Source organism: Anaerotignum sp., from assembly GCF_040307045.1.
Classification (GTDB): Bacteria; Bacillota; Clostridia; order Lachnospirales; family Anaerotignaceae; genus Chakrabartyella.
On the sequence record NZ_JAWRKF010000015.1, the window covers coordinates 131,836 to 150,298 of the forward strand.

Sequence of the window (18,463 nt, forward strand, 5' to 3'; positions counted from 1 at the left end):
CAAAAGACGCCTTTTTTCTTCATTTCCCCTATTTCCCACTGTCATCAATCTGCATGATTCAACAAGGGTAATATTCCCCACTAAAAACGATGCAGTATTTTACAACTTTGTTAAAATTCCAGTCTTAATTTGTCTGGCGAAAACACCTTGTCACCAGATTATTCCTGTACTATAATCAACCCAAAAGCAAGTATTATTTGCATATTCATTCATTAAACAACAATCGGAGGGATCATTTTGAATCAAAATAAAATAAAAGTGCTGTTAGCTGATGATAATAAGGATTTTTGCGATGTGATCGTCAGTCATCTAAGTAAACAAGACGATATGACGGTTGTCGCAGTAGCCGTAGATGGTATTGATGCCATGAACAAAATTAGGGATACGGAACCAGATGTTGCAATTATCGACGGCATCATGCCTCGCCTAGATGGAATCGGCGTTTTAGAAAGACTACAAAAAAACAGCGATACTCATCAGCCAGTTACCATAATCCTCTCTGCTCTATCTCAGGATAAAGTTGTTCAAAAGGCATTAGACTTAGGCGCTTCTTACTATATGGTAAAGCCCTTTGATATGGAAGCTTTGACACAGCGCATTAGACAGCTATTGCAAGAAAAACCCATGATTAAAAGTGGTATCCCCTCCTTTAATCAACCTCAACCTACAATGGCCTATGACCTAGAAACAAAAGTTACAAACATTTTACATGAAATTGGCGTACCGGCTCATATTCGAGGCTATCATTACATGAGGGAAGCTATCATTATGAGTGTAAACGATATGGATGTGTTAAATTACATCACAAAGGAGCTTTACCCATCAATTGCCAAAAAATGCAACACAACTCCCTCTCGTGTAGAGCGCGCAATTCGCCATGCCATTGAAGTAGCATGGAATCGAGGTAAGGTTGATGCTATCGATGCCCTATTTGGCTATACTGTTAACAACCATAAAGGCAAACCAACCAATAGTGAATTTATCGCACTCATTGCAGATAGATTACGTTTGGAACAAAAAGCTGGTTAATTCATAACTCCTTTTATCATTTTTATCCCCAATAAAGACTGATAATTTATAGGCCTAGACTTGGTTTCTAACTTTGTCTAGGCCTATAAATATGCTCAATATACATGAACCAGAAAGTGCACTGCTGAGAAAAACACCCATAAGCGTGTTTTCTTCCTAAAGCAAATGTAAAATTTCCAAAATATAATGCACCAAATATAACATCAAAATGGATGTAAAAACCCCAATAAAGCCAAAAATAGTCTTATTGACTTCCCTATTCAAAAATGTTACTTTCTTGTTCACCCCATTATTATTTAGAATTTTTAATGTAAGACCCAATATAATCATCATAACAACCCATGAAAGGAAAATTATCCCCTTGGTTACCGTCAAGTACAAAAATCCAACAGCAAAAATCAGATATATATTGGCAAAGAAATTTAGAATAGAAACTTTTTTGATAACGCTACCAGGAATTATCTCACCCTGGGATAATATAGTCACGTTTTCTTCTTGATCTTTTCGCCTGGCACCACAATTGGAGCAAAAGTTTTCTCTTTGTTCAAAGCTCTGACCGCATTGTTTACACTGATTCATATTCTATTCTCCCTACGCCAATTTAAACCCAACTCTACTTACCTTTCCACCGCCGAAAACCCCTAAAAAAACAGAGGCTTCGTTGCCGCTAGCAACGTCACCTCTTGTTTTAATCTTATTACTCTTCTTCCAGCTTTAAAACACTCATAAATGCCTGCTGAGGTACTTCTACGCTACCAATCTGGCGCATACGTTTTTTACCCTCTTTTTGCTTCTCTAACAACTTCTTCTTACGAGAGATATCTCCACCATAGCATTTTGCCAAAACGTCCTTACGCAGGGCGCTAATGGTCTCTCTTGCAATAATCTTACTACCAATGGCGGCCTGAATGGGAATTTCAAACTGATGTCTTGGGATTTCCTTTTTCAGTTTTTCGCACATTTTTCTGCCTCTTTCTGTTGCAGAGTCTTTATGCACAATAAAGGAAAGGGCATCTACCGCTTCTCTATTGACCAGGATATCCAATTTGACTAGTTCACTTTCTTTATAACCAATCAAGGAATAATCAAAGGATGCATACCCCCGACTTCTAGATTTCAACACATCGAAGAAATCATAAATAATTTCATTCAAAGGGATTTCATATGTCAGCACAGCTCTACTATCGTCCAAGTATTCCATACTGATATATTCCCCTCGTCTTTGCTGGCAAAGCTCCATGATAGCCCCAATAAAGTCCTTGGGAAGCATAATTTCAGCCTTAACAATAGGCTCCTCCATCTTTAAAATACGGGCTGGATCAGGCATATTACTTGGGTTAGACAAATCAAAACAAGTGCCATCCGTCAAATATACTTTATAAATAACACTTGGTGCTGTTGTTACCAAATCCAAGTTATATTCTCTTTCCAATCTTTCTTGTATAATTTCCAAATGAAGCAGCCCTAGAAAACCGCAACGGAATCCAAATCCCAATGCAACTGATGTTTCTGGTTCAAAAAATAATGCCGCATCGTTTAATTGCAATTTTTCCAAGGCATCCCTCAAATCAGGGTATTTGGCTCCATCCACAGGGAACACACCACAGTAAACCATAGGATTTACCTTCTTATATCCAGGTAAAACCTCAGTCGTAGGATTCGATGCATCTGTAACCGTATCACCAACGCGGGTATCCGCAACATTTTTAATACTTGCTGTAAAATAACCAACCATTCCTGCCTTCAATTCATCCGTTGGCAGATATCTACCAGGACCAAAGATACCAACTTCTATTACATCAAACTCCTTACCTGTTGCCATCATTCGCACTTTGCTTCCCTTACGCACACAGCCATCAAACACACGCATTAATACGATTACGCCACGATATTGATCATAAACAGAGTCAAAAATCAATGCCTTTAATGGCGCTTCTGGGTCACCACTTGGTGCTGGAATATCAGTGATAACACGTTCTAAAACATCCTGAATGTTGATTCCGTTTTTTGCAGAAATTTCCGGTGCATCCATTGCTGGAATTCCGATAATATCTTCTATTTCTTGTTTTGCCCATGCAGGGTTTGCACTGGGCAAATCAATTTTATTAATTACTGGTAATATTTCTAAATTATTATCTAACGCCAAATAAACATTAGCCAATGTTTGTGCCTCAATGCCCTGGGCAGCATCCACAATTAAAATAGCCCCTTCACAGGCTGCCAAACTTCTTGAAACCTCATAGTTAAAGTCTACATGGCCAGGGGTATCAATTAAATTAAACTCATATTCTTCACCGTCATTTGCACGATAAATAAGACGCACCGCCTGAGACTTAATAGTGATGCCTCTTTCTCTTTCTAAATCCATATTATCCAAAACTTGCTCCTGCATCTCTCTATCAGTAAGCAAGCCTGTTTTCTGAATCAGTCTGTCCGCCAAGGTGGATTTACCGTGGTCTATATGGGCCACGATACAAAAATTTCGGATATTCTTTTGTCTGTCGGACATGAATTCCCCTCCTAAAAATCTATATTTACTTGTAGAGACTATTATCTGGGTTAGAAATATTCTTTTACGCCCAATGCTATCAAATGTTACGGCATAAACGCCAATTCTTCTCCACTAAAATCCTACCGATTATATCATAAAAAAGCTGGTCAAGTCAAAGAAATTCATGTGCTTTAGAGATTTTCTTCTCAATCGCAATCATGAAGATGACTTGTCTTTTTTCTCTTTGCGATTTTCCCTTTGAACATAAAAAACCCAACCAATGGCACAAATGATACCAAGTATCCAAAATGGCCAAGAGAACTGTTTTACCAATGTGCCTAAAAGTACAAATACAATTACACCTATTTGAAAAATAAATTCCATTTTCGTTTGGTGTTTGTCGTTATTTTCAGAGCCTTGCATTGTCCTCTTCCTTTCTAGTGTTATTCTTATTTCTTGTCCATCAGTATACCATAAACCTACACAAACAACTACTTAAACATGGCTATCTGGAAAACATATGGTTTTCTTTACTTTTTCTATATATTTTCTTAAAAATCCTTAAGCGTCACTTAAGCTTCCATTCATAAAATGTACATATTTGTATTGTAAACTTTAGAAGAAGTCAAAAGGACGCCCCCTTTTACTTCTGCCAGTGGCTCCTTCCCCGAACAGCCACTGGCCCCCTTCCAAAAAAATTGGGATAAAAAATGGTTCTCGTGCTTTAATAAAAAAGTACCAATAGGCCAATATTGAAATAGCTAACCACAATATTTTGTTGACATAACTAGTACCCTCTCCCCTTAATTGAGAAAAAACAGCCGAACAGGCTGTTTTTTCTTTTTATCAATATTTTTTTACATATAACTTCTTCTCCATACAGAGGGTGCAAAAAGCATAACAATGGGGAAAATTTCTAATCTTCCCAATAACATATCAAAACACAAAACCAGCTTCGAAAAATCAGAGAAAAAGCTGTAATTCTCCACAGGGCCAACCATGCTAAGCCCTGGGCCAACATTACCAAGACAAGTCAAAACCGAGGTAATGGATGTGGTAAAGTCGAAATTATCTAAGGAAACTAAGAGGAAGGATCCAAATAGTAAAAACAGGTATACGATTATAAATCCTGCCACTCCACGTATAACTTCCTCATCCACCTTATGCCCATCCAACTTGATGATATTTACCGATCTAGGGTGGATGATGTGGCGTACCTCACGCCCTGCCATTTTTAGCAAGATAATCAAACGAGATATTTTGATACCACCACCAGTGGAACCGCCACAGGCGCCTACAATCATCAATATTATTAGTAGTGACTTTGACAGCTCTGGCCATGCATCAAAATTGGCGGTAGCAAAGCCTGTTGTACTTATAATCGCCAAAACCTGAAAAGCTGCATGTCGGAACGCACTTTCTAAGGTTGGGTATAGATTCAGAATATTGACTGTAATAATTGCAATTGAACTTAAAATAATGATTAAGTAATATCTTAACTCTTCGTTTTTAAAGGCATTTTTAGTATCTTTAATCAAAAGTAAGTAGTATAAATTAAAGTTCACACTAAATAGGAACATAAAAATGGTGATAATATATTCAAAGTAAGGCGTCTCATATGCGGCTATGCTGGCATTTTTAATAGCAAAACCACCTGTTCCCGCCGTTGAAAATGCATTCACAACACTATCAAACAAAGGCATTCCGCCTACAAAGAGCAGAATCACCTCTACTAGAGTCAAAATTACATAAATACCATACAGCAACTTCGCTGTTGATTTTACCTTGGGTACAAGTTTACTGACCACTGGTCCCGGTGCCTCAGCACGCATTAAATGCATAGAGCGTTCATCCACTGCGGGCATAATCGCAAGCATAAACACCAATATACCCATACCACCAATCCAGTGGGTAAAGCTTCTCCAAAATAAAATGCTCATTGGCAAGCTTTCGATTTCTGTCAGTATGGATGCCCCTGTTGTCGTAAAACCAGATACTGTTTCAAAAAAACAATTTACTACACCTTCTATGGCACCGCTAAAATAAAATGGCATTGCACCAAAAAAGGACATACTTATCCAGGCAAGAGCCACAATAACAAATCCCTCGCGCCCATAGATTCTTTTATTTTTAGGCTCTGCCTTTGCAAGAATTGTACCGATTAGAAGCGTGATACAAATTGTTAGAATAAATGCAAAAAGTGCCCCTCTTTCGCCAAAATACACGGCAAGCAACGCAGGCACAGTTAAAAATAACCCTTCAACCCGCAATATATTGCCTAATATATAGGCCATCATATGATAATTCATGATTATTCTCCGTCTAATTTTGTATTTCGTTTAGATCTGTTAGGTGCCTTTTTGTGGTAACAACAATAACATTATCGCCTTTTTCAATTGTGTCGTTTCCACTGGGGATAATAATTTGTGTGCCTCGAATAACTGCAGCTACAATAAGGCCATCTCTTCTTTTAAAGTTTTTCAGAGGAATCCCAACAACAGATGATTCTTCCCGAACCTTAAACTCTACGGCTTCAACCTGATTGTTAATTAAAGTATGCAATGTCTCTACATTATTACTTCTCATTGAATTTTTCATTGCACGAACATAACGCACAATATTCTGGGCTGCAATGGTTTTAGGCGAAATAAAGCTATCAATGTTCAAATTATCCAAAATTTCATGGAATGAAATCTTGTTGACCTTGGCAATAACCTTAGATACCTTTTTCTCTTTGGCATATAAAGCAACTATAATATTTTCTTCATCCATCCCTGTCAAAGTAATAAATGCATCCGTTTTTTCCATACCTTCTTCATGCAATAACTCTTTGTCGGTACCATCTCCATGGATAATTACCGAGTCGGGCAACATTTCACAAAGGTATTCGCAACGTTTTAAGTCTTTCTCAATAATTTTGACTTTCACATGAACAGTACTTAACTCCTTTGCCAAGTAATATGCAATGCGCCCCCCACCTATAATCATTACAGACTTTACACCACTGCGGAAAATCCCAATTGCTCGAAAGAAATTTGCAATTTCTAAGTGAGATGCAGTAATGTTAATTTTATCACCTGATTTTAATACAAAATCACCGCTAGGAATAAAAACTTCCTCATCCCTTTGCACAACGCAAATAAGAATTTTTACCTGAAATTCTTTATAAATAGCCCAGAGAGGCATCCCATCCAGAGAGCTATGTTCCGGAATTTTCAACTCAACCAATTCAACTCTGCCTCGGGCGAAAGGTTCAATCTGAATTGCAGAAGGAAAACGCAGTAATCGGGAAATCTCTGTTGCTGCAGCATATTCAGGGTTTACTGCCATGCTTAGCCCCAATTCATCCTTAATCATGCCCATCTGTGCGTAATATTCAGGATTACGTACACGGGCAATGGTATTCTTTGCGCCTAGCTTTTTACCCAATAAGCAACAAATCATATTCACTTCATCCGCAGAAGTTGCAGCAATCAAAACATCTGCATTTGCTACGCCTGCTTCCTGCAAAACTGAAACTGTTGCTCCATTTCCCTCAATACAAAAAATATCCATTGTATTCCCAGACTGGGCCAACACCGCAGAATTATTGTCTATTACAATAACATCATGTCCTTCTATGGAGAGCTGGTTGGCTATGGTGCTGCCCACTTTACCGTCCCCTACAATTACGATTTTCAACTTACTTCCTCCTTGAAGCCTGCCTATTCTATAGTTTGTGGACAAGGTCCATCCATTATCCCAATATATTAACACTTCCCTACCTTGAATACAAGGGTAATTCCGTTTATTACTCAGCTCTTATTCTCATGCTACATAGAAAAAACGCCTCCTTTATAAAATGTGAGACGTTTTTATCAAATTAGAAGATTTTATTTGCATTTTTGTGCTAGAACAGTATATAGCTCTGAAAGGGAAACTTCACTTTTTTCACCTGTTTCCATGTTTTTTAGCTCAACCACTCCGTTTTCCAACTCACTATCTCCAATTACTACAGCGAACTTGGCGCCAATTTTATTGGCGAATTTCATCTGTGCCTTAACACTTCTTTCCACGGTGTCACAATCGGCAGAAATCCCAGCTTTTCTGAGTGCTAATGCCAAGCCTTGTGACTTCAAGAAACCTTTTTCTCCCATAGAACCGATGAATACATCTCTCTTTGGAATTTCTGTGATTTCACCTTTTTGTTTTTCTAGAATCATTACAAGTCGTTCAATTCCCAAGCCAAAGCCAACGGCACCTGTGGGCTTTCCACCACACTCTTCTACCAAGTTATCATATCGTCCACCACCACAAACTGTTAATCCATCAGAAATGAATTCAAACACGGTTCTTGTGTAGTAGTCCAGCCCCCTCACAATTTTGGGATCAATGGTAAATGAAATGCCCATTTCCGTTAAAATGTCCTGAACCTTTTGGAAATGTTCCGTGCATTCTTCATCCAAACAATCTAAAACAGAGGGTGCATTTGCAATAATTGTTTTACAGCTTTCTTCCTTGCAGTCCAAAACCCGTAAAGGATTTTTTTCAAAGCGCTCTTTGCAAGTTGGGCAAAGCTTGTCCAAATTCTGCCCTATAAAATCTTTCAATGTTTGATTATATCGACTACGACATTCGGGACAACCTAAGCTATTCATGCGTAACTCAACGCCCTTAATACCCATTTCTTCCAACAAGTTTGCCGCTACAGAAATGGACTCTGCATCCTGTGCAGCACTATATGAGCCTAGCATTTCAACACCAAACTGGTGGAATTGGCGCTGGCGTCCTGCCTGAGTGTTTTCACAACGGAAGGTAGGAGAGATGTAATAAAGCTTGGTTGGCTGTGCCTGATTGTGCATACCATGCTCAATATATGCACGAGCAACGCCTGCTGTTCCTTCTGGACGCAAAGTTAAACTTCTATCACCATCATCTGTAAAGGTATACATTTCCTTTTGAACAATATCTGTTGTTTCACCTACTCCACGTACAAACAACTCTGTAAATTCAAAAATTGGTGTTCTGATTTCACCAATGCCAAATGTTTCGCAAATATTTCTCATTTTCTTTTCAATATCCTGCCAAACTTTTACTTCTGCGGAAAAAATATCTTTTGTTCCTTTTACCAACTGTATCATTGCAATCCTCCTTTAGGTAATCCTTGCTTCTTACGTTCAATCATTTCGTCGATTCTACTGATGTAATCCTCCACACTTTTTACATTAAAAATTCGCTGGATGCGGTCCGTACGGGGATCCACAGTTTTTGTGCTGGCGCCAGCGCCCACTGCCAAAACCGTTTGCTTTTCTTCCATGATTTGAACGTTATAAACCCCTTCTTTACCCGGGCGGCAGTAACCAACATTTTCAAAATTGCCCACCATGTTTTTCTGACGGTACATATAATAAGGAACCATTCCCATTCTTAGAGCATAATCCGCCGCAATAGAAAGCATTTTTTCCAGTGCCTGTGCCGTAGCTAAAGTATGTTGATCAAATTCTTCTTTTAATCGAGATGCTCTTTTTACTGCAAGGGTATGCACCGTAATATTATCAGGGGCTAACTTTAAAAGCTCCTCCATAGTATTTTTCACATCCTGGGGTTCTTCACCAGGCAGCCCTAAAATTAAATCCATATTTATATTTTCATGTCCCAGCTCTCTTGCTTCATAAAAAACACGGCGAATATCTTCTACGGAGTGCTTTCTTCCAATTCGCTTTAATGTTTCTTCATTCATGGTTTGGGGGTTGATAGAAATACGGTTCACCCCATATTCTTTCATTAACCGAAGCTTTTCCTTGGTAATGGTATCGGGCCTCCCCGCCTCTACGGTATATTCGATGTTGTGTGTGTCAAAAAGTGTTTCTACTTTTATCAAAAGTCGTTCTAGCTGTTCCTCCGTCAAAGAAGTAGGTGTCCCTCCACCTATATAAATATTTTTCATATCAAAACCTTTAGAATGCTGGGCTAGAAAATCTAATTCTTGGAACATAGCGTCCAAATACTCATCCACTCTATCTTTATACTGCGCCAAAGGGTACGCTGTGAAAGAACAGTATAGGCATCTGGTTGGGCAAAATGGAATACCGATATATAAACTGATATCCCTAGGCTTGTTTTCACCCAGTATCTTTTGTTCAGCCATTGCTACGGAAAGGGCTAATTTTGCCTTATGCTCCATAACCAAGTATTCTTTAGTCAAATAGTCCAAACAGTCCTGTTGGCTTTTCCCATCGGTCAAAAGGCCGCTAATAATCTTCGCAGGACGAACACCAGTCAGTAACCCCCATTGCGGGCGCAAACCAGTCTCCTCTTTCAGCAGCTCATAGATTGTGTGTTTTACCAACCGCTTTTGTTCTTTTTCTCCTGATTCCATTTGAATTTCCCTAGACCAACAATTTACCTTTTTGCCGTCACGATAAAGCATTGCAGACACAATGCCTTTTTCCATGCTACTGATTACCGTTAAACCCGAAGAAGAAACCTCTAACGTAGGCATATAATGAAGATTTGGGTAAAACACCTGAATCATTGTCTGCACATCATTTTGTAGTTCATGTCCTTGAAGAATATAGTGTATCATCATGAATCCCTTTGCTTTAAAATAATTTTTCGCTATCCAATAACAATGTTACTGGCCCATCGTTTACCAAGGATACTTTCATATCCGCCTGAAACTGACCTGTTGCAACCTTTTTAATAGGCATCTCCTTTGCTTTCTCACATAATCTTTCAAACAGCTTTGCTGCCACATCTGGTGCGGCTCCACCAGAGAATCCCGGTCTTCTGCCTTTTCTTGCATCTCCATAAAGAGTAAAATTAGGGACAATCAATAATTCCCCTTTAATATCTAGCAAAGAAAGGTTCATTTTTCCATTTTCATCTTCAAAAATACGAAGGTTTACAACTTTGTCTAACATATAGTCCATGGTTTTTTCATCATCTGTTCCCAGCATCCCCATGAGGACCATAACACCCTTGTTGATCTGTCCAATCACCTGTCCATCCACTGTTACATTTGCCTCTGCTACTCTTTGCAATACCCCACGCATAAAACCCTCCTATTTCCATCCTTATCCAGATACACGCTCGATATCAATCACGTCTTTTACACTCTTAATACGCTTTGTAATTCGTATCAACTGATCCTTGGTTCGAATTTCAAGGGTGATATTAAATATTGCTAGCATATCTTTGGTGGTACGAATATTAAATCCTTTTACCGCAATATCTTCGTCGGCCAAAAGGCGGCTAATTTCAAAAAGCAGACCTGTTCTGTCATTGGCAATGACACGTATTTCTGCTAAATACGCTGCATTCACCACATCACCATGGGTGTATTGGGCCTCCCATTCAGCATTTATCAAGCGGCCTCTCTCTTCATCATTCAAATTCATCACATTCACACAATCTGTTCGATGAATTGTTACGCCTCGACCTCGTGTCACAAAGCCAATGATTTCATCCCCTGGTACAGGGCTACAGCACTTTGAAAATCGCACTGCTACATCGCCTATACCTTCAACAACAATGCCACTCTTGCTTTTTTTCTTTTTCTGGATGGGTTTTTGGTCAACGGTTTTTTCGAAATCCTGCAACATTTCTTCTGCAGTTTGTGTTTTTCTCTTTTCTTTTAAATATTCATCTTTCAACCGATTTACAATTTGACCTTCTTTAATCCCACCATAACCAACAGCTGCCATAATGGCATCCCAGTCTTTAAAATCATATTTATTCATTACCAGCTCCATCCATTCTGGACGCAGAAGATCATTGGGTGCAAACCCCTTCTTCTTCATATCACTGATAAGCATTTCTTTACCACGAAGAATATTTTCTTCCTTTTCTTCCTTTTTAAACCACTGCTTAATTTTGGTTCTAGCCTGAGAACTCTTTACCAATGAAAGCCAATCTCGGCTAGGCCCCCTCGAATTCTGGGAGGTCATAATTTCTACAATATCCCCATTTTGAATGTTATAATCAATGGTGACCATCTTATTATTGACCCTAGCCCCTACCATTTTATTCCCAACAGCAGAGTGAATCATATATGCAAAATCAATGGGCGTAGAATCTTTGGGCAATTGAATCACCCTGCCTTGAGGTGTGAAAGCATAAACCTGGGTGGTAAAAACATTTAAATCCAATTTGATGGTATCAAGATATTCCTTATTATCAGACATATCCTTTTGCCATTCCAAAATTTGGCGTAACCAGGCCAGTTTCGCCTCTTCTGTCTCATTGGTACGATCCCCTGTTTTTCCTTCTTTATATTTCCAATGGGCAGCAATACCATATTCACTGGTGCGATGCATATCCCAAGTTCTAATCTGAATTTCAAAGGGCTGACCACCGGGGCCTATTAAAGTATTATGCAACGACTGGTACATATTTGGCTTGGGCATCGCAATATAATCTTTAAATCTACCTAGCATTGGCGTATACATGGTATGCACGATGCCTAAAACTGCATAGCAATCTTTTATACTATCTACAATTGCTCGCACTGCAAAAAGGTCGTAAATTTGGTCCAAATTTTTATTTTGATTGACCATTTTTTTATAAATGCTAAAAAAATGTTTACTTCGTCCCTCAATTTTCCCTGAAATTCCAGCTTCATCCATTTTTATCTTCACTTCCGTTACAATATCATGAACAAAAGCTTCTCTTTCCGCTCGCTTTTTCTCAATTTTAGCCGCTAGGTCAAAATAAGCCTCTGGATTCAGATACTTAAAACAAAGGTCTTCCATTTCTGTGCGAATTTTCGAAATACCCAATCTATGTGCCAAGGGCGCATAAATGTCTAATGTTTCTTGCGCTTTTTCCCGTTGTTTTTCCGGCGTCATGTAGTTCAGCGTTCGCATATTGTGTAATCTATCTGCCAGCTTAATTAAAATAACCCGAATATCCTTTGCCATTGCCAAAAACATTTTACGGTAATTTTCCGCCTGAATTTCTTCCTTTGTTGTGTAAGAGAGCTTACCTAATTTGGTAACACCATCTACCAAACAAGCAACCTCCTCACTAAAAATTTTAGAGATGTCTTCATGTCCATAATTCGTATCTTCAATTACATCATGGAGTATACCGGCGACGATAGACTCCATGTCTAATTCTAACTCCGCCAATATATACGCAACTTTTAGGGGATGGATTACATATGGCTCGCCTGACTTCCTCTTTTGTTCCTTGTGGGCATCCGCTGCCAGCTCATACGCCCTATCTAACATAGTATAATCTTTTGATGGATGATACATCTTGATCCGTTCCACTAGCTCTTGATACATTTCATCTGCTGTCGCCATGTCCATCACCTCCCTACTTTTCTATTAATATGTCATTTTTTGTTGTTCAATGTCAAAAAACCTGTAAAATTGATTATACCTTTTAAAACCTATATTTTCAAGGAAATTCTATTATTTCAAAGTAACCCCTTGTCATACTTTAAACCCAATATTCTGTGCAAACTCTGGTCCAATCGTTGCGCAGTAATTCGCCCTTCCTTCGTGGCCTCTAACAAAGACTGATATGCCTCGTCAATATCCCCAGGCATTAGAACCATATCCACTCCTGCCAAAACAGACATAACTACCGACTCCCCAACACTATAATACTCGGTAATTGCCTTCATGTTCATAGCATCCGTGATAACAACACCATTATACTTCAAATCATCCCTTAGCAATGCTATGGTTTGTGATGAGAGTGTAGCAGGCAAACCATCTGTTGTTGCATTAGGAGTTTTTATATGCCCAACCATAACAAATGCAACGCCAGCTTCAATAGCCTTCGAAAAAGGAACAAATTCAATTGCTTTCAGTCTTTCCAAATCATGGGTCACAAATACCTCTGCTTTGTGACTATCTGCTTTGGTATCTCCATGTCCTGGAAAGTGCTTTACCGTAGCACTAATCCCTTCATTTTGCAATCCCTTAATAAATGCACACACCATCCCTGCCACCTCTTCAGGGTTATCGGAATAAGAGCGAATCCCAATGACAGGGTTGTCTGGGTTCGTATTTATATCCGCCACAGGGGCAAAGTCCACATTAACACCCATAGAGTATAATGTTTCACCAATGGATTTTCCTGCTGCTTCCGCCTCCTTGGGGTCTTTCATTTCTCCGGGAGAAAGCATCGTTTGGTGGGGAATATTGCTTTTTTTTAAGCGGGATACCAGGCCCCCCTCTTCATCTATTCCAATAAACAATGGTGTTTTTGCAGCATTTTGCATCTCTTGTATCAGTATCTGTGTCTGCTCTAATGTGTCTAGGTTTTCTGCAAACAAGATGACGCCTCCTAGGTGGTATCCCTGAATACTGTCTGCAACATCCTGCCTTAAAACCGTCATTCCACTACCATCCAGGTTGCTTCTAAAATCAGCCATAAGCAACTGTCCAATCTTTTCTTCAACAGACATGGAGTGGATTTTCTTCTCTATGGTTTCAAGTCTGATTTCTTCAGCTGTTTTAGTTACTTCTTCTTGTATTTGTTCATTAGCCGCTGTTCCACAGCCTGTCCCAAAGCATAATAGTACTGCTAAGAGCCCTATTAACCAATGCTTCATACTACGCCCCCTTTTTTTGTATGCTAACATTATAGCCTTTTTCCCTAAAAATGAACAGTATTCCTTTTATTTTTCTTTTAATTCCGATATAATATATAAAATTATTATAAGCTTAACTTTCAAAGAGGAAATATTAGTAGTGTTATTTACCCAAGCTTAGTTTAAAGTTGCTTTACCTAAAACCCAATTGAAAATAACCCTAAATCTGCTATTATTTAATCGTTTGATAATTTATACCTATTATTGGTATCGTCCTAGATTATCTCCATGCTTTTCCTGGCATTCCATCTGATTTTCGCCCATCTTCTACCCTTTTATGATATAATATCTTTTAACTATGAATTAACAAAGGAGATCAAACCTATGAAACTACAAAAATTACTTAGCTATGTGCGTCGTGCCGTAGATGATTACAATATGATTGAGGAAGGGGACAAAATTGCCATTGGTGTTTCAGGCGGAAAAGATAGCATTTGCTTGCTCCTTGCCCTAAAGAATTTGCAACGATTTTATCCAAAACACTTTGAAATAGAAGCTGTTACCGTCTCCCTTGGATTGCCCGGGGCAAAATATGATGATATACAAACCCTTTGTGATGAAATCGGTGTAAACTATACCGTTATCCATACTGACATAGGGCAGATTATTTTTGAAGAGAGAAAGGAAAAAAATCCTTGTTCCCTATGTGCCAAAATGCGAAAAGGCGCTTTAAACGATGCCGCAGAAAAATTAGGATGTAACAAAGTAGCCTTAGGGCATAACAAAGATGATGTTGTGGAGACATTTTTTATGTCCCTTTTCTATGAAGGGAGAATAAACTGTTTTGCCCCTGTAAGTTATCTGGATCGTAAAATGTTATATTCCATCCGACCATTAATGTATGTACCGGAATGGGAAGCAAAAAGCTTTGTTGTGAAAAATGGAATTAACATTGTTAAGAACCCCTGCCTTGCCGATGGTAATACAAAACGTCAAGAAACAAAAGAACTTTTGGCCGAACTCTCAAAGGAATATGACAATCTGCAGGAAAAAGTATTCGGGGCTATCAAACGCTCTAATTTAAAGGGCTGGAATGGAGAGATATAATCCATGTCAACATACCATGAAAACCTAAAAAATAAAGAAACGATAAGGCTTCGGGAGATTCAAAAAGAACTTCCTCCTTTTTTAGTGGAGTTTTTTCGGGGAATCGCCCAGACAACCTCAACCAAAACAAGGCTAGGTTATGCCTATGACCTGAGGATTTTTTTCCGATATCTGTATGAAGAACATAGAGCCCTTGGCGGAATTGAAATAAAAGACCTTACTGTTGAACATTTAAATGAGGTTACCTCCGACGATATTGATTCCTTTATGGAATACCTAACTTATTATATTCGGCAAAATTATGAAAACCCGGAAAATAACACGGAGTTACATAATGATGAAAAAGGGAAATCTCGAAAACTTGCAGCAATTCGCTCCATGTTTAAATACTTCTATAGAAAAAAGAAAATTCTTGCTAACCCTGCCACCATTGTAGAAACTCCAAAAATACACGATAAACAAATCATCCGCTTGGATGTAAATGAAATGGCAGATTTTTTAGATGCCGTAGAGTCTGGCGAAAAACTGTCCGACCACCAAAAAGCCTTTCACGAACGAACTAAAAAAAGAGATTTAGCACTAATCACCCTACTTTTAGGAACTGGTATGCGCGTTTCTGAATGTGTCGGCATAAATATAAAAGATATCGATTTTAAAAATAATAGGATTAAAATTATCCGCAAAGGTGGAAATGAAGTTTTCTTGTACTTCGGGGACGAGGTTGAAGAAGCTTTACAAAATTATTTAGAAAATCGCCGACAAGCATTTACAAAAGAAGAAGGAGATGATGCCCTATTTCTTTCTTCTCAAGGTAAACGTATCACTGTTCGTGCAGTTCAAAATTTAGTTAAAAAATATGCTTCTGGAGTTACCATAAAAAACATTTCCCCCCACAAATTAAGAAGCACCTTTGGTACAAATCTATATCAAGAAACAGGGGACATTTATCTGGTGGCGGATACTTTAGGCCATGCCGATGTAAACACCACCAAAAAACACTATGCTGAAATTGAAGATCAAAGACGACGTAAAGCCGCCTCTTATATTAAATTAAGAAAGGACTGAAACAATGGTTGATCAGAAACTGAGTATTCAGAAAATATCAAATGTTTTTAAAAACCATAGGGCTCAACCAATATTTAAGCTTCGCCGCTATGCAATTCTGGCATTAATTACAGAAAAAAACGGAGAGTTATGCTTCGTTTTAAACAAACGGGCTCCTGGAGTTCGCCAGCCCGGAGATATTTGTTTTCCCGGGGGGCATCAAGAAGCTGATGAAACCTTGTTGGAAACAGCCCTACGAGAAACCGAAGAGGAATTGGGCATTCCCCAAAGTGAAATTTCCATATTAGGTAAAAGCGACTATATGCTTACTATCTATCGGGGAGTCATCCAACCCTTTGTGGGATATGTATGTTACGATGTATTACGTTCTTCTTGCCCAAATGATGATGAGGTTTCACAAATTTTCACTGTTCCTCTCTCCTATTTTAGAGAAACACCCCCAGAAATCCACGATATGATTTGGGAATCCGTTATTATTGACACCTTCCCCTACCATCGCATTGAGGGAGGCAAAGACTACCCCTTTAGCAAATGTCGTATACCTGAGTTGTTTTACGAATATAAGGGTCATACCATATGGGGCTTTACAGCACAAGTTATTCAGAACGTAATTCATTATATTAATCAAGAATAAAAAACCTCTTAGGTTAACATAAAACTGAGCTGCGCCCCTTTTGTGAAACAATATGTTATTCATAAAACAAAAGGGGTTGGTCTATGATAAAAGGGATACCCAACCTAGGATTTCAGGGGAAATTTTAAAAAAAGGAACGGAATATTTGTGGGAACACAGGCTATAACTCTCACCAATGCTGGATATATACAGTAGGAAAATTAACAGCTACACCATGTCACTTAGACTGGTGCATTTGATGGTAACAACTATGTTGGACAAGGGGCTTACACAGCTTTCTAATGGAACAAATCTTATTCTTTGTTTCCACCAAGGTTGCCATATCAGCATAAACAATTTGAGGAGTTGCTTACCAACAAGGAATCCAGTAAAGTATGCGTGGGAAGGGGCACTGTTTTGATAATACCGTGATTGAGAATTTTTTTGGTTTGCTCAAAAACGACTGCTATATCGGCAAAAAATTCAATTCCACGAATCAGTCTAAGACGAAGTTGAACAAAAATTTGGATTACTTACAACAAAGGAAGAATCAAGGTAAAACTGAAGGGCTTGCCGCCTGCTATTCACAGACGACAAGCCCTATGGGGTTGCTTGATACAAATTTTTGACTAATTTTGGGGTTCATCTCAAAACCGATAACCGAAAGTATTTTTTTATTTATTTTTTCTTTTATAGTTTTCTTTTCTTACCCTATCGTCAACAGCCTTAAGCTTTTCTTTTGCCACCTTAGCCTCCAACATTTCATCAATGTCTTCAGGCAATTCTAAGGTAATTCGTCCGAGCTTGCCACCTCTAAATTCATCCAACAAAATCTTTGCTGCTCTCTCCGTGTCAGGCTCTCCACCTTTTAATTTAAAACCTCTTGCCTCGGCAATCTGTTTTAAAACCACGTGAGGCTCTTCAACGGTATCAAAGGTAATTTGATATCGTTTTCTAATACACTCCGCATTGCGAAGGAGCATATGGTCAATAAAAGAAAGGGCTAATGTTTCTGCATCTAATATATCATCGTTGATTGCTCCCGTAAAAGCAAGTTTAAGCCCAACTTCCTGATCCTCAAACTTAGGCCACAAAATACCAGGTGTATCTAAAAGTTCAAAGTCCTTTTTTAATTTTATCCACTGTTTCCCACGGGTAACACCGGGTTTGTCCCCTGTTTTAGCCGTAGTTTTGCCAACATATTTGTTAATGAACGTGGATTTCCCCACATTTGGAATCCCTGCAATCATACTGCGAATGGGAACATTAATGCGTCCTCGGGCCTTCAGCTTTTCGATCTTTTCTTTCATCAGACTCCTAGCCGCTTCAGTAACTTCATTCATGCCCGTGCCTTTTAAGGCATTCATCTGAATAACACGAAACCCTTGCTTCTCAAAATATTCAGTCCAAATACTCGTGGCCCTATCATCGGCCAAATCACATTTGTTCAGCAAAATAATCCGGTGTTTGTTTTTTGCAAGGGAATCCAAATCAGGATTTTTGCTGCTATATGGAATACGCGCATCAACCAACTCAATAACAATATCAACCAGTGAAATGGTTTCTTCCATCATACGGCGAGTTTTCGTCATATGGCCCGGATACCATTGTATATTCATATCATCTCTTT

Annotated in this window: 15 protein-coding genes; 5 read left to right on the forward strand and 10 right to left on the reverse strand. The window is 38.7% G+C overall.

Going from position 1 to position 18,463, the window contains the following annotated elements:
• The first annotated feature begins 237 nt into the window (after nt 1–237).
• On the forward strand, nt 238–1,029 hold the full coding sequence (gene spo0A, locus ABVZ64_RS08445) for a sporulation transcription factor Spo0A (RefSeq protein ID WP_352400573.1): 792 nt from the start codon (nt 238–240) through the stop codon (nt 1,027–1,029).
• A 156-nt stretch (nt 1,030–1,185) separates the two neighbouring features.
• Here spo0A and ABVZ64_RS08450 read toward each other — a convergent pair whose 3' ends face one another.
• From ABVZ64_RS08450 to ABVZ64_RS08490, 9 genes are all read right to left on the reverse strand, one after another.
• Complete coding sequence (locus ABVZ64_RS08450) at nt 1,186–1,608, reverse strand: hypothetical protein (RefSeq protein WP_352400574.1); 423 nt, start codon at nt 1,606–1,608, stop codon at nt 1,186–1,188.
• A 118-nt stretch (nt 1,609–1,726) separates the two neighbouring features.
• Nucleotides 1,727–3,538: a translation elongation factor 4 gene (lepA, locus tag ABVZ64_RS08455; RefSeq protein ID WP_352400575.1), complete on the reverse strand. Its 1,812-nt coding sequence runs from the start codon at nt 3,536–3,538 to the stop codon at nt 1,727–1,729.
• 839 nt (nt 3,539–4,377) lie between these two features.
• On the reverse strand, nt 4,378–5,829 hold the full coding sequence (locus ABVZ64_RS08460) for a TrkH family potassium uptake protein (protein ID WP_352400576.1): 1,452 nt from the start codon (nt 5,827–5,829) through the stop codon (nt 4,378–4,380).
• 13 nt (nt 5,830–5,842) lie between these two features.
• Complete coding sequence (gene trkA, locus ABVZ64_RS08465) at nt 5,843–7,201, reverse strand: Trk system potassium transporter TrkA (RefSeq protein WP_352400577.1); 1,359 nt, start codon at nt 7,199–7,201, stop codon at nt 5,843–5,845.
• A 191-nt stretch (nt 7,202–7,392) separates the two neighbouring features.
• Nucleotides 7,393–8,640 carry a histidine--tRNA ligase gene (gene hisS / locus ABVZ64_RS08470; protein WP_352400578.1) on the reverse strand — a complete coding sequence of 416 codons (1,248 nt, stop codon included), beginning with the start codon at nt 8,638–8,640 and terminating at the stop codon, nt 7,393–7,395.
• On the reverse strand, nt 8,637–10,085 hold the full coding sequence (gene hemZ / locus ABVZ64_RS08475; protein WP_352400579.1) for a coproporphyrinogen dehydrogenase HemZ: 1,449 nt from the start codon (nt 10,083–10,085) through the stop codon (nt 8,637–8,639). The genes hisS and hemZ overlap by 4 nt, the downstream gene beginning before the upstream one ends.
• Nucleotides 10,086–10,101: 16 nt before the next feature.
• Nucleotides 10,102–10,554 (reverse strand): D-aminoacyl-tRNA deacylase, encoded by a 453-nt coding sequence (gene dtd, locus ABVZ64_RS08480; protein ID WP_352400580.1) that lies wholly within the window; start codon nt 10,552–10,554, stop codon nt 10,102–10,104.
• Nucleotides 10,555–10,575: 21 nt separating this feature from the next.
• A complete protein-coding gene (locus ABVZ64_RS08485) occupies nt 10,576–12,813 on the reverse strand; it encodes a RelA/SpoT family protein (protein ID WP_502892591.1) in 2,238 nt (745 codons plus the stop codon).
• Nucleotides 12,814–12,923: 110 nt separating this feature from the next.
• Complete coding sequence (locus tag ABVZ64_RS08490) at nt 12,924–14,069, reverse strand: glycoside hydrolase family 3 protein (protein WP_352400582.1); 1,146 nt, start codon at nt 14,067–14,069, stop codon at nt 12,924–12,926.
• Between the two features lie 363 nt (nt 14,070–14,432).
• On the opposite strand from ABVZ64_RS08490, the gene ABVZ64_RS08495 reads away from it, so the two are divergent.
• From ABVZ64_RS08495 to ABVZ64_RS08510, 4 genes are all read left to right on the forward strand, one after another.
• Entirely contained in the window at nt 14,433–15,155 is a 723-nt protein-coding gene (locus tag ABVZ64_RS08495) for a tRNA 2-thiocytidine biosynthesis TtcA family protein (protein WP_352400583.1), read from the forward strand.
• 3 nt (nt 15,156–15,158) lie between these two features.
• Nucleotides 15,159–16,220, forward strand: coding sequence for a tyrosine-type recombinase/integrase (locus ABVZ64_RS08500; RefSeq protein ID WP_352400584.1), 1,062 nt, complete (start codon nt 15,159–15,161; stop codon nt 16,218–16,220).
• A gap of 4 nt (nt 16,221–16,224) precedes the next feature.
• Complete coding sequence (locus ABVZ64_RS08505; protein WP_352400585.1) at nt 16,225–16,854, forward strand: NUDIX hydrolase; 630 nt, start codon at nt 16,225–16,227, stop codon at nt 16,852–16,854.
• Nucleotides 16,855–17,228: 374 nt separating this feature from the next.
• Nucleotides 17,229–17,462: an IS3 family transposase gene (locus ABVZ64_RS08510; protein WP_352400586.1), complete on the forward strand. Its 234-nt coding sequence runs from the start codon at nt 17,229–17,231 to the stop codon at nt 17,460–17,462.
• Between the two features lie 45 nt (nt 17,463–17,507).
• Here the strand turns inward: ABVZ64_RS08510 and ylqF are convergent, their stop codons facing one another.
• Nucleotides 17,508–18,452, reverse strand: a complete 945-nt coding sequence (ylqF, locus tag ABVZ64_RS08515; protein WP_352400587.1) for a ribosome biogenesis GTPase YlqF — start codon at nt 18,450–18,452, stop codon at nt 17,508–17,510.
• Nucleotides 18,453–18,463 lie beyond the last annotated feature (11 nt).